The 13,019-nt window shown below is 62.9% G+C and carries 10 protein-coding genes; 5 read left to right on the top strand and 5 right to left on the bottom strand.

Translation table 11 applies throughout. The features are described from left to right. Positions 1–113: 113 nt before the first annotated feature. From pulA to GBB18_RS02880, 5 genes are all read left to right on the top strand, one after another. Positions 114–2,090, top strand: coding sequence for a type I pullulanase (gene pulA / locus GBB18_RS02900; protein ID WP_192795899.1), 1,977 nt, complete (start codon positions 114–116; stop codon positions 2,088–2,090). A gap of 130 nt (positions 2,091–2,220) precedes the next feature. Continuing rightward, complete coding sequence (locus GBB18_RS02895; protein WP_151640707.1) at positions 2,221–3,906, top strand: alkaline phosphatase; 1,686 nt, start codon at positions 2,221–2,223, stop codon at positions 3,904–3,906. A gap of 140 nt (positions 3,907–4,046) precedes the next feature. Continuing rightward, on the top strand, positions 4,047–5,168 hold the full coding sequence (locus GBB18_RS02890; RefSeq protein ID WP_151549541.1) for a phosphatase PAP2 family protein: 1,122 nt from the start codon (positions 4,047–4,049) through the stop codon (positions 5,166–5,168). A gap of 224 nt (positions 5,169–5,392) precedes the next feature. Continuing rightward, complete coding sequence (locus GBB18_RS02885) at positions 5,393–6,145, top strand: hypothetical protein (RefSeq protein WP_151640706.1); 753 nt, start codon at positions 5,393–5,395, stop codon at positions 6,143–6,145. Positions 6,146–6,154: 9 nt separating this feature from the next. Further along, a complete protein-coding gene (locus tag GBB18_RS02880) occupies positions 6,155–6,502 on the top strand; it encodes a DCC1-like thiol-disulfide oxidoreductase family protein (RefSeq protein ID WP_151640705.1) in 348 nt (115 codons plus the stop codon). Between the two features lie 6 nt (positions 6,503–6,508). Here GBB18_RS02880 and GBB18_RS02875 read toward each other — a convergent pair whose 3' ends face one another. The 5 genes from GBB18_RS02875 to GBB18_RS02855 all read right to left on the bottom strand — a co-directional run bounded on the left by GBB18_RS02875 (position 6,509) and on the right by GBB18_RS02855 (position 12,906). Further along, positions 6,509–7,327: an SDR family NAD(P)-dependent oxidoreductase gene (locus GBB18_RS02875; RefSeq protein ID WP_192795898.1), complete on the bottom strand. Its 819-nt coding sequence runs from the start codon at positions 7,325–7,327 to the stop codon at positions 6,509–6,511. 112 nt (positions 7,328–7,439) lie between these two features. After that, a complete protein-coding gene (locus GBB18_RS02870) occupies positions 7,440–8,723 on the bottom strand; it encodes a hypothetical protein (protein ID WP_151640703.1) in 1,284 nt (427 codons plus the stop codon). Positions 8,724–9,356: 633 nt separating this feature from the next. Continuing rightward, positions 9,357–10,190, bottom strand: coding sequence for a formate dehydrogenase accessory sulfurtransferase FdhD (gene fdhD / locus GBB18_RS02865; RefSeq protein ID WP_151640702.1), 834 nt, complete (start codon positions 10,188–10,190; stop codon positions 9,357–9,359). A 78-nt stretch (positions 10,191–10,268) separates the two neighbouring features. After that, positions 10,269–10,586, bottom strand: a complete 318-nt coding sequence (locus GBB18_RS02860) for a DUF6457 domain-containing protein (protein WP_225979182.1) — start codon at positions 10,584–10,586, stop codon at positions 10,269–10,271. After that, entirely contained in the window at positions 10,579–12,906 is a 2,328-nt protein-coding gene (locus GBB18_RS02855) for an FdhF/YdeP family oxidoreductase (RefSeq protein WP_192795897.1), read from the bottom strand. Before GBB18_RS02855 ends, GBB18_RS02860 begins: the two co-directional genes overlap by 8 nt. Positions 12,907–13,019: the final 113 nt, after the last annotated feature.

Below are 13,019 nucleotides of genomic sequence, written 5' to 3'. Positions count from 1 at the left end.
CTGGGGTGCGATGATTAATCGCTATCGATGCGGCGGTAGCATACACACTGTGCCTACGTGCGCGGGGGAAGCTCGCGTCGGGCAGCGATGCAAGGAAGGGGACCGCCGCCACCGTGTCCGACGAGGATCTGCCCGCCCGCTCACTCGCCCACCCTGGTGCACACTCGCAGCGCTATCCCTATTACTCCGGCCCCTTGGGGGTGGTGTGTGACCGGCATGATCCGCACGCGGGGGCAGATTTTTATCTCTGGGCACCGACCGCACGTTCGGTGAGTCTGCATCTAGCGCCGCCGCAGCAGCCGCTCGGCGGCCCAGCTGGGGGCGTCTCCTCGGCCGAACCGGCGGTCTATGCTCTGAAGCGCGGTGCACACGGTAGCTGGCACTGCCGGGTAGATAGCGATGTGTGGGGCTGGGACTACCACTATGTGCTGGAGTTTGCCGATTACAGCACTGCGGCGGTGGACCCCTATGCCACCGCGGTCACGGCCAATGGGGTACGCGGTGTCGTGCTGGATCCGGCGCATCTGCTGCCCGCGGTGCAGCGGGCTCCCACCTTCGGTGCGCTCGAGGATGCGGTGATCTACGAAGCACATATTCGGGATCTCACGATCGGCGAGGACAACGGCATCACCCACAAGGGCACGTTCCTGGGCCTGACAGAGGAAGGCACCCGCACCGCGGCTGGTTATCCTTCGGGACTCGATTATCTCTGCTCGCTCGGGGTGACGCACATTCAGCTCCTGCCGGTGAGCGATTTCGCTACCGTCGATGAAACCGCGGACCTCGGTTTCAATGCCCAATACAACTGGGGCTATGATCCGGCGCACTATAACGTCCCCGAGGGCAGTTATTCCACCGATCCCACTGACCCCGCGGCCAGGATAAGCGAATTCCGCGCACTCGTGGACGCCCTGCACGCCCGTGGCCTGCGGGTAGTGATGGATGTGGTGTACAACCACGTCTACGATGCGACACAGCACCCTTGGCAGCGCACGGTTCCCGGCTACTTCTTCCGCACGGACGACGAGGGCCAGCTGAGCGATGGTTCCTTCTGTGGCAATGAGACGGCCTCGGAGCGATCCATGATGCGCCGCTATATTGTGGATTCCTTGTGCTATTGGGCCAGCACCTATGGCGTCGATGGCTTCCGGCTGGATCTCATGGGGCTGCACGATGTCGCCACCATCAGGGCGGTGCGCGCCGCGCTGGATGCGATCGATCCCGGCATCGTGCTGCTGGGGGAGGGCTGGGAGATGGGCAATCATCCGCCCGAGTCACTTGGTGCGAATCAAAGTAACGCGCGGCTGCTGCCGCGGGTGGCGATGTTCAATGACACCTTCCGCGATGTGATCAAAGGCGGGGTGTTTCACGCCGACTCTCGTGGATTCATCTCCGGTGGCGGCGGGGGACAGACGCTTATCGACGCCCACCTCGGTGCCCGTACCACCCGCACCTATCTCAGCGCGGCCCAATCGGTGGTGTACAACGAGGCGCACGACAACCTCACCATGTATGACAAACTTCTGGCCACCGGGGTCAGTGATCCGGTCCGGCGGCATGCCCTCGCCACCGAGATTCAGCTGCTCTCCCGCGGGGTGATGTTCCTGCATGCCGGGCAGGAATTCTGCCGCACCAAGCACGGGGTGGAGAACTCCTATAAGTCCCCGGATACGATCAACGTCTTCGACTATGACCGCGCCGCTGGCTTCCCAAATATGGGGCATGTCGTGCGGGATATGCTGCGGTTGCGGCGGGAGCACTCCTGGCTACGAGAAAGTGACTATGCCCAGATCGCGGCCCGCACCACGGTGCTGCACTGCGGCGAGGAGCGTCTGGCCTATGTGGTTCGCGCCGCCTTCGGCGAGAACGCCGCCCTAGTGCTCATCAACGGCTCCGAGGAGGCGTGGGTCCCCGCGGCGGAATGGGGCCTGGGGGAGGTGGTGGCGCTGCATCTGCATGACCATAGCGTGCGGCGCCAGTCGGTGCGCGCGGATTCGGTAGCGGAGCTGAGTATCCCGCGCCTGAGCGTGACCTTGGCGGAGCTGCAAGAAGAAGCGCAGCCCTGGCCGGTGGGGCAGTGGCGGCGCTAGCAGGAATTCACCCCCGCTGCGTAACGGTGAGTTTAAGAAAAGTTAACGCGGCGTAAAACCTTGGAGGAACGTAAGAGAATGTGGTGAAAAACCGGTTCAACTGGGGAAGGATCCTGTTATTCTTAGCCGAGTGAAACGCCGACACTTTCTCGCATTAACCTCTGCCACGGGGCTTGCCGCTGTGGCTCCCGTGAGTCTCGCTGAGGCGAGTGAACCCGCCCCGCTGGGGGGCTACTTTCAGCACTCGGTGGCCTCCGGTGACCCGCTGCCCCATGCAGTTATCATCTGGACTCGGCTCACCCCTACCGCCGAGGCCCTCCCCGGCTCTGGGCTGGGGCCTGCCGTCGAGGTGTTCTGGGAGGTGGCTACCGATGAGACTTTTCGCCATATCGTCTCCACAGGTGTAGCCCACACCAGCGCGGAGCGAGATCACACCATTTCGGTGGACGTCACTGGTCTGCAACCGGCCACCGAGTACTACTACCGTTTCACCTACCGTGAGGCGCATTCTCCCATCGGCCGCACCCGCACAGCGCCTGCGGCAGGAGCGATGGATCCCGTGCGCTTTGCAGTGTGTTCCTGTGCCAACTACGAGGCCGGGTATTTTCGTGGCTACCGACACATCGCAGAGCGAGATGACCTCGAATTTGTGCTGCATTTGGGTGACTACACCTATGAGTATGAAACCGGCGGCTACACCGGCGCCTTCGATACCGTGGTGCGTCGTGTACAGCCGCCGCGTCGCACCACCAGCCTGCAAGATTTCCGCATCCGGCAGGGGCATTATAAAAAGGATCCTGATCTCGCGGCCCTGCATGCTCGATTGCCTATGATCTGTATCTGGGACGATCACGAGTTCTCCGATAACGCCTATAAGGATGGTCAAGGCGGTGGTGCGCCGGAGTTCGGCGAGGATTATCAGCTGCTGCGCCGCAATGGCATGCAGGCCTATTACGAGTGGATGCCGGTACGCACCCAGGAAGGCCGCGAGACGATCTACCGCAGCTTCTCCTATGGCAGCCTTTTCGACCTCATCGTTCCGGACCTGCGCACCTTCCGCGATGCCGCGCTGGTGCACTCTGGAGACAATAAGGATCGCAGCGATCCTCTCTTCTGGGCCCACGCGAATGATTCCGAACGCTCCATGCTGGGAAGAGAGCAATTCGAGTGGTTTAGCGAGCAGCTGGCCAATTCCACCGCCCGGTGGCAGGTGGTGGGCAATGAGGTGATGATCGCACCCATGACGCTGCCTACCGGGCTCGATCCCCTGCTCCGCTCCTTCCTGCAAAAGCAGGTGGGGCTACCCGAAGAGGGTGTGGCACTGAATACTGACCAATGGGACGGCTTCATGGCGGAGCGCCAGCGCATTGTCGATAGTATCGTCGGCGCGGGCGGTCGCAATGTGCTCTTCCTCACCGGAGACATTCACAGTAGTTGGGCCAATGATGTGCCGCTGGATCCGCAAGGCTACCGAGACGGGAACCGACGGGTGGCCGCGACGGAATTTGTAACCACCTCTATCAGTGCTGCCGGCGCCTATGATGCAGTGAGCCAGAAAATCCCGCAGCATGAGGTGGTGAAGAACATGATGCGCGTCGGAGAGAGCACACTTACCGCCGTTAATCCCTGGTTTAAGCACATTGACTTCTCACGGCATGGCTATATGGCCGTAGAGATCACACCGGACTATGCCCACGCCGACTGGGTGTTGGGTGATAGCGTGCTCGAACCGGGCGCACCACTCTGGGTAGACATGAGCTACCGCACCTATGCGGGAAAGCCGGGGGCCCAGCCCCACCCCCACGCCCTCGCCTAGACGAGAGGCGCCAGCACACCTCCGCGCCGCCGCATGGACGGCACGTCAGCACTGAAATGTTCTAAGGAGAAAAAACACTCATGGTGAATCCTCGTCGAGGTCGTGCCCTCACCCTGGCCGCCGTCCTCGGAAGTGTCATGATGATTGTCGCCCCGCTCGCCCAGGCGGATATAGCTGAGCCGACCCCGCAGCCCTTCGCAGCCAGCGACTACGTGGGATATATCTCCGATATCAGCTCCTATCCCGGTGGGGTGTATCTGCAGCCGGTTGCGGGATTCTGGGATCTCGAGCGCAACCACCCCGAGGTGGTGCAGGACAACCTTGCCCGCACCATCGCCATCAATAACGCCGCCGCCGATAACCCCGAGCTCATCGCCGCTGCCCAAGAAGGGGCGCTCGCCGATAAAAGGGGACTGCTGCCGGTGGTCACGGATGCTCTCGGGCCGACGCTCGCCCAGCATGTGCGCGAAGCATTAGCGGCGGGGCGCCTACCTAAAACGGAGATGCTCCTCGGGCGCGGGTGGCTGGCGCGCGCCGGTGGCCCCGCCAGCTCCACATTCGCTGAGAAGGCGGCCTTCGGCTATGACCGGCCCTTTAAGGTGGCCCCCGAGCGGATCAACCGCTACAACCCCGAAGGTGAGAACCTCTATAAAGACAGCAAGTCCTTCCCCTCGGGGCACACCAACCAGGCTACGTGGACCACCACCTTGCTGGCCTATATGCTGCCGGAATTTGCCCCGCAGCTCATCGCCCGCGGTGCCGAATCCGGCTATCACCGCGTGGTGCTCGGAGTGCATTATCCCCTTGACGTGATCGGCGGGCGCATCACCGGCACGGCTGCGGCCGCGGACCGGCTCAATGATCCACGTATGCGCGAGGCCCTCGATGCGGCCGCCGCAGAATTGCGGGCGGAGCTAGAATGGCGCTGCCAGTCCAGCCTCTCCGCGTGCGCTGCAGGCATCGCCCCCAGCGCTGCGGTGGTGGATGCCTATACTGAGCGCCTCGACTATGGTTTCGCGCCCGTCTACTCCACCGCGGCGCCGATGATCGTTCCCGAGGCTGCACCGGTATTGCTGAGCTCGATATTTCCCGAACTCACTTGGCAGCAGCGCGCCGAGGTGCTGCGCCAGACTGCCGCTCCCGCTGGTGCCCCACTGGACGATCAATCCGCCGCTGGATCCTGGCAGCGCCTGAATCTTGCGCGTGCCGCCGCCGCGACAGTGCACGTCAATGACGACGGCTCGGTGAGTGTCGAGGGATAGCCCGCTCCGGTGAGGCGAAGGGCGCACCCACCATTTCTCCGGCCGTAAGCAGAAAACACCTAGGGCAGGTGACACCTAGGGATGCTCTCGCTTGATGCCCGCTAAGGCGAAACTTCCCGCCCCGGAACGACTCCGTATCGCGCTGGGGCTATGCTCGTGTCCAGACCAGCGGTGCCGACACGGGGTAGTGAGCTCCGACGCCGCGGGAGCGAAAGGAGGGGGCCGTGGACCGAGATCCCACGCGTATCCCGATCCTCCTCGAGGAGCTGCGCCGCACTTGGGAAGCCCAGCCGGAAATGCCTTTCGCCCACCTTCTGCTGGGCTTAAGCACCCATGGTGTCAGCGCTACGAGTACGGATGAGGAGGTGGCGCAGGCGCTGCAGGCTGTGCGCGGCCAGCGCCTGCCCGCGCTGCCCCCGGAACTATCGGAGACCGACCGCTTTGTGCTGCGATTCGCGGACCACCCCCGGCTGCTTACTCTGCATGGCAGCACGGTAGTCAGCTGGCAACGGCAAAGCTCCGAGCGCACTTCTCGACGCTCCGCTGCCCGCCCAAGAGACGCAGAAACCAGCCCGCGCACCCCGCTGCGGCCATCGGTGTGGACCTTCTCCAAGGTGCGCCGCGCCGAGATGTCCATGCCCCTCGTGCTACTCGATGCCGAGGGAGTGAGCCATCGCTTGGGCGTGATTGAGCGCATTGAGCGCCTCGCAGACGTCGAGTGCAGCCCCGAGGGGCTGCACCGCAGTGAGCGTGGTGCGGGTTGCTGGTGCATCGATGTGGAGGATGATGTGCGGCTGCAGCTAGGCCGTGAGCTGGTGGAGTTTCGCCGCGGCCGGCGCACGAGTTCGACGCGCAGCTACCGCTGGGAGCAGGTGCTCGAGTGCAGTCCCGGTGTCCCGTTGCGGGTGCGCACGGCGGGCGGGGAGACGCGTCAGTTCGGTGCTGTAGTCACGTGGGTGCAATTAAAGGATCGGTAGGAGACAACAATGCGAGCACAACCGGTTTTTTATTATGACGGCGACTGCGGGTTTTGCCAGGCCTGCGCGCTCAAGCTCGCTCAGCTGGCCCCGCAGGTCGCGGTGGAGCCGGCCAGCCCCAGCGATGAGGGCTTGGCACGGGTTGTACGCGCGGAAATTACCGACCACGCCCTCTACACCACCGGCATGCGGCTCTATCGCGGGAACACCGCCATTGGCATGGCCTTGCGCCAACACGGGCGCAGCCTCGGTATCCGCACCCTCGGCCTTGCGTGTCTCCTGCCTGGTGCGGGGATCGTGTATCGCTGGGTGGCGCGCAACCGCAGCCATATCTCGCGGCTGCTACACCTGCGCTAAAGCGCGCTAGTCCAGACCGACCTTCGCGGCGGAATCCTCCCATAGCCGGGCGGCGGTCCGGCTATCTCGGCCCTTCGGCGGCAGTGGGAAGCGGCGATTGCGGACATAGTAGCCACCAGGCTCTACTCCCTCGCCGAAGGGTGTTTCTGCGAGATACACCATGCGGGTGGCCGAGGTCTCTGGGGTATCCATCACCTTTGGTGCGAGGCGACTGTTATAGAACGACCCCATGAGATTGCTGGCGTCGCGGGCAAAGGAAGTAGAGACCACACCGGGATGTAGCGACAGCCCTGTGATGCCGCGATCGCCCAAATGGTTGTTGATCTCGGCGCAGAACAAGGTAGTGGCCAGCTTGGAATCAGGATAGGCCTTGCGCCACGAGTAGTCCTCTGTGTGCATGAGGTTAGAGAAATCCACCTTGCCCACGAGTGCGGCGATGGAGGAGGTGCCCACCACCCGTCCTTCCCCAGCCGCGAGCTGCGGCACTAAGAGATTGGTGAGCAGGAAGGGGGCAAGGTGATTGAGCTGGTAGGTGCGCTCATAGCCATCGGCGCTGAGCCCATAGTGCTGGAACATGCCGCCCGCATTGTTCATGAGCACATCGATGCTGTCCCAGTGCCCGGCAATATCCGCAGCGAGGCGGCGTACCTGGTCGAGCTCGAGATAATCCGCCAAAAAGTAGGTGCAGTCCAGCTGGGTGGCCAGCCGGATTGTTTTCTCCTCGTTGCGACCAACAATCAGCACCCGGTGGCCACGCTCCACAAGCTGACGAGCGGTCGCCGCCCCCACCCCATCACTGGCACCGGTAATCACAATATTTTTCATGTCCTCTAGCCTAGTGCGGCGCTCCAGCGAAGGATGCTGCTCGGCAACGCGCGACAGCGGCTGCGGGATGGCGTCGATAAGCGAAAACTCCCCGCCGAGGCGGGAAGACGTGCTATGAGGAGGGCGAAGTTGGGGTGTTGGAGGCGATAATCTGCTCCGCCTCATCCGAATCGGAATCGATGTCCACCTCGGTAAGGATCTCGGAGATGAACTCCTTTTCCGGAATATTGGAGTTATAGGCGATTGTGCGCAGCTCCCGGGCCTCGGTGCGGGTGAGCTTCTCGTCGGAGGTGACCCGCTTGCCCAGCAGCTCGCGGGCGCGGCGGCGCAGCTCCGTCTCCGACTCTAGGTCACCGCGGTGCTTCCACCATGCCCAGCCGATGATGATCATGATGAGGATGCCCATATAACCCAGGATCGGGTAAATCCAACCGATCAGATTGGAGAACCCAATGAAGCTGAGCACGAAACCGATGAGCACGGCGATGCAATAGGCCTTGTAGAAGTTCTGTGGCTTGTTCTTGGTCACGCGCTTGGCGAAGGCGTAGAACATACTGATCGCCGTGTTGTAGATCATGCCATAGATGGCGAAGGTCATAATGAAGCCCAGCGTCGGGTGGATGCTATTGATCATCGCCAAGGTGGGCATGTCCGTTTCCATGACGGTGTCCACAGACATGTACATGGACCCCACCAACACCGCCAGCAGGAAGAGGAACACGAAGCCGCCAACAATGCCGCCGATGCCCACCTCGCGGGAATCGAGGAAGTTACCGCCGATCACGATGGCCATCGACACCACCACGATCACCTGCAGGCCGAGGTTATTGAGCGCGGAAATCCACCAATTGGGCAGTGTGGTGGGGATCTGGGTGGCCTGGTCGTGCAGGGTCGAGAAGTCTGGGTTGGAGTGGACAATCGTCCACAGGGTGGCGGTACTGATCAACACGATGATGAAGGGGGTGATGGCGCCGATGACGATGGTCACCTTATCCACGTCCAGCAATCCCGTGAGCAGCACCAGGATCAGCATTGATATTGCGCCCACCCACACCGGCCAGCCGAATTGCTGCTCGAGATTCGCCCCAGCGCCGGCGAACATGGCGAAGCCGATACAAAACAGGGTGATCATGGTGGCGCCATCCAAAATCTTGGAGGTGACCGGGCCAGAGATCGCGTCGAAGACGTTGGTGTGCTCCTTCGCGCGGTGATAACTTCCTAGCTGCAAAATGGTGACGCCGGCAATCATCATTGCCAATGAGGCCAAGACAGCCCCCAAAACGCCCCAGTTACCGAAGGCCACATAGTATTGCAGCGCCTCGCGGCCCGAGGCGAAACTGGCTCCCACCAGCACGCCAATGAAGGCCATGGCGATTTCAAGTGAGCGGCGAATCATCGTTTATTCTCCTTTATTCAATAATGAAGCACTATCGGGCAGTGTCTTCCAGCCGCGCGGCAGTGCCGCGGCGCGGGTAGCCCCCGATGCGGTGGCGGGGCGAGGACGTGTGTCTTCCCTTTAATCTCACGCTGTGGCCGGCCGGGCATGCTGCTTCATGCCCGCTAGCGGCGCGGGGCCCGCTGGTGTGCACAGGCCCTGCGGTGGCGTGAGGCCCTGCGGTGGCTGCCGCCTCGTGGACGCGATAAGTCGCTGGCGCAACGACACGATCGTGCTGCCGGCGGCGCCGAGGCGCTGCGTGCTGTGCCCCAGCGATCTTGGAAGAACCGTAAACACAAGCAGGGCGGACGTAGAGAGCCGCGGGCAGCATCCTCCAGGGTGGGCACCGTGCTGGGTGGGCGAGCCGCTCGCAGCGGGCGCCTTGCAGCAGCGTACAGCCTTATACGCAGATCCCATACGGCCATCGCTCGGTGCCAGCGTCCATGACATAGAGTAGTGCCCCGCGCCCAGTAGCGAGGGCAGCGGGGGTAGGGGTGTGCGGGATGAATCGCGGCGGCAGCGGATAGATCAAGGGGTTAATCAGGAGTTGATGTGCCCGCCCTGCGGCGTGCTGAGTCAGAGCATAGTCAGCAGCTAGCTCTCGGTGTTCACCGCGGCCAGCTCGCCGGAGTAGAGGTTGAAGCGATCGCCTCGGTCAAACCCTACGAGCAGCAGCCCGGTGGCGCGGGCGAGGTCCACCGCCAGACTGGTGGCGGCTGATACCGCGACCAGTCCCGAGCACCCGGCCAGTACGGTTTTTTGTACCAGCTCGAAGGAGGCGCGCGAACTCATCACCATGATGTGCCCGGCGAGCGGAAACTCCATGCCCGCCATCAGCGCCGCCCCGATCACTTTGTCGCAGGCATTGTGCCGGCCCACGTCCTCGCGAATAAACAACGGCGTGCCATCGGGTGCGAAGAGCCCAGCGGCGTGAATGCCCCCGGTTTTCTCAAAGGCTTTTTGCTCGGTGCGCAGCGCCTCCGGCAGCGCGGCGATGAGCCGTGGGGGCGGGGTGATGGGGGTGATGGGATACCGGGCGGCGCGGGTGATCTCCTGGATAGAGTTGGTGCCGCACACACCGCAGGCGCTGGTCATGGTGCCGAGGCGGGGCCGCAGCGGGAGAACATCGCTTAAGGAGCACTCCAGCACGTTATAGGTGTTGGCGCCGTCTTCTCCGGTCGCCCCAGCGCAGTAGCGGGCTTCCTGTACATCCTCCGCGTTGCTAATAAGCCCTTCGCTGTAGAGGAAGCCGTGCATCCACTCGATATCGTTGCCGGCGGTGCGCATGGTGGTGGTGTAGGTGGTGCCGCCGACGCGCAGCTCGAGGGGTTCTTCCACCGCCACCGCATCGCTGCGCTCGTTCATAAAGATCTCATCATCGCGCAGGATCACCCGAGTGATGCGGGGGTTATCAATAATTCTGCCCACAGCTGTGCTTTCCACCTTATCTCGCAGTGGGCAGGGCGCTTATGGACACTGCGCTCCTGCCCACCACTACGGACTGGTTTAGTCCTCGATCAACCCGATGAGCCGCTCGGCGCGCTCCCGTACCGCAGCGCGCACCTGCTCGGGATCCAGCGCGCTGCTGTCTCCGGCGGTGTCCGCCCCCACGGCGAGGCCGAGCAGGAAACAGCTCAGCGGCGCGCCGGGGCGGCTAGGGCCATGGGCGATGCGCCCAGTAAGCCCCAGGAGCTGATCGGTGTTATCACTGGCCACGGCGCGATCCAAGCCTAGCTCCGAGCACACCTGATCGAGCCATTGCTGCATGGCCGCCATCTTCTCTGGGTCGTCTTTCTTGCCCTTGGCGGGGGAGGAATTAGTCATTGACATTCCTTCCCAGCGGCTCGATGAACACGCGGCAGGACTTGGACACTGGGGTGTGGGAGATGTGGGCGCGGGAATCCAGCGGCACCAGCACATTCGCCTCGGGAAAGTAGGTGGTCACGCAGTCCTTGGCCACGGGGAACTCCACGATGCGGAAGTTCGGGGCGCGGCGCTCGCTATCGGAGTAGCGGGAGACCAGATCCACCAGGTCGCCATCGCGGACCCCGCGCTCGCGGGCGTCCTCGGGGTTCATGAACACCACGCGGCGGCCATTCTTGATGCCGCGGTAGCGATCGTCCAGACCATAGATGGTGGAGTTGTATTGATCGTGCGAGCGGACGGTGTTCATCAGCAGCTCGCCCTCACGCAGGTCGATCACATTGGTCTCGTTGACGGTCAGGTGGGCCTTGCCGTCGTGAGTATTGAACTCACGCTGGCGCGGACCATTAGGCAGCATGAACCCGCCCGGGTTTTCGATGCGCTTGTTGTAGTCCTCGAAGCCAGGGATGGTGGCCGCGATGTGATCGCGGATCACCGAGTAGTCGTCGATCATCGGCTGCCACCACTCATCGCCGAACACCATCTTGCCGATGGTGCCCAGGATCTCGATTTCGCTGCGCAGCGAGAGATCGTGGTTGGCGGTGCGGTGGCCCTCAGAGGCGTGCACGGCACCGGCGGAATCCTCCACGGTGACCTTCTGCGGGCCGGAGGGCTTGTTATCCACATCGGTGCGGGCCAGAACCGGCAGGATGAGGGACTTCTCGCCCGGCCAGGCGTGGGAGCCATTGGGCTTGGTGGACAAATGGACGGTCAGCTCATTGGAGGCCATGGCCTGCTCCACCACCGAGGTGTCCGAAGCCACGCGCACCAGGTTGCCGCCGAGAGAGAGGAAGAACTTGGTTTTGCCACTGCGCATCGCCTGCAGCGAGGGCACGGTGCCCAGACCGTCCTCGGCGGGGCAGTCGAAACCGAAGCGCTCTTCGAGGGCGAGGCGGAAGGGTTCCTTGATCTTCTCCCACACGCCCATGGTGCGGTCGCCCTGCACATTGGAGTGGCCGCGCAGCGGCGCGGTGCCGGCGCCCGGCTTGCCGATATTGCCGGTGAGCAGCAGGAAGTTCACCATCTCGCGGATGGTGTACACGGCGTTTTCGTGCTGGGTCACGCCGAGGGTCCAAGTAAGCACCACGGTGCGGGCTTCCTCCACCATGTCGGCGGCCTTCTTGATATCCGCCATGCTCAACCCGCAGCCGCGCAGCAGCTCAGCATCGTCGAGGGAGTTGAGGTGCTCGATCGTCTCCTCCACACCGGAGCAGAAGTTATCAAGGAACTTGTGATCGAGGGCGTCGCGACGGATCAGTTCCTTGTTGAGGGCCTGGAAGAAGGCGCGGTCGCCATCCAAGCGCACCTGCAAGAACTCATCGGCCAGCTTGGCGGGCTTGCCCACCAGAGCGGCGGGCTCCTGGGGGTCGCGGAAGCCTCGGAGCCCGGTCTCCGGCATGGGGTTAATCGCGAGGATTTTGCCGCCGTTTTCCTTGCACTTGGAGAAGGAACCGAGGGCACGCGGGTGGTTGGTGCCCGGGTTTTGTCCCACCGAGATAATCAGGTCAGTGCGGGAGAAGTCCTCAATCACCACGGAGCCCTTGCCCAGGCCGAGAGTTTCGCCCAGGGCGGCGCCGGTGGAGTCGTGGCACATATTCGCGCAGTCGGGCAGGTTATTGGTGCCGAAGCGGCGGGCCAGCAGCTGAATCATGTACGCCGACTCATTCGAGGCGCGGCCGGAGGTGTAGAACACAGCCTCATCGGGGTGAATGGTGCTCAGCTTGTCCGCAATGAGGGAGAAGGCATCCTCCCAGGAGATGGGGCGGTAGTGCTCATCGCCGCTGGAGCGGTCGTAGAGCAGCGGCTCGGTAATGCGGCCGCGCTTGCCCAACCAATAATCGGTTTTTTCGCGCATTTCGGGCACGGAGACGGAGGCCCAGAAATCACGATCGGCGCGATTCGGGGTGGTCTCTTCCGCGATAGCTTTGGCGCCGTTTTCGCAGAATTCCACAATGCCCAGCTCGTGCTGTGGCGGTTCGGGCCACGCACAGCCGGGACAGTCCACGCCGCCAGGCTTGTTCATAGTGAGCAGCGGCAGCAACCCGCGGTTCGGCACTGCGTGCTGCATCGCGTGCGCAACACCGGGAATACCCGCAGCGTAGGGCTTGGGCTTGCCGGTCGATTCGGGATTATCAAACTCGTTCGCCACGGGATTGACGGGCGCAGGCCTGAAACCGCCTGCGGGAGGGCGGAAACCAGAATCAACATGTGCGATAGTCATAGAATTGAGTATATAAGTCCTCCGAGCTTGCCCCTATATGGGGGAAATAGCTGGGGGTGGCTCCCCCACTCGGGGCTAAGCCGAGGCACTCCGGAATCGCTGCACACCTCGTA

Origin of the sequence: Corynebacterium sp. 11A, from assembly GCF_008930935.1 — a bacterium.
GTDB lineage: Bacteria > Actinomycetota > Actinomycetes > Mycobacteriales > Mycobacteriaceae > Corynebacterium > Corynebacterium megadyptis.
Note: the sequence above shows the minus strand (reverse complement) of the source record. Positions and strands in the feature narration are given on the sequence as shown.

Coding starts and splice junctions, on each gene's coding strand:
- GBB18_RS02890 (WP_151549541.1), top strand. CDS start 4,047: ATGATTGTCGCCCCGCTCGCCCAGGCGGATATAGCTGAGCCGACCCCG.
- GBB18_RS02880 (WP_151640705.1), top strand. CDS start 6,155: ATGCGAGCACAACCGGTTTTTTATTATGACGGCGACTGCGGGTTTTGC.
- GBB18_RS02875 (WP_192795898.1), bottom strand. CDS start 7,327: ATGAAAAATATTGTGATTACCGGTGCCAGTGATGGGGTGGGGGCGGCG.
- GBB18_RS02870 (WP_151640703.1), bottom strand. CDS start 8,723: ATGATTCGCCGCTCACTTGAAATCGCCATGGCCTTCATTGGCGTGCTG.
- GBB18_RS02860 (WP_225979182.1), bottom strand. CDS start 10,586: ATGACTAATTCCTCCCCCGCCAAGGGCAAGAAAGACGACCCAGAGAAG.
- GBB18_RS02855 (WP_192795897.1), bottom strand. CDS start 12,906: ATGACTATCGCACATGTTGATTCTGGTTTCCGCCCTCCCGCAGGCGGT.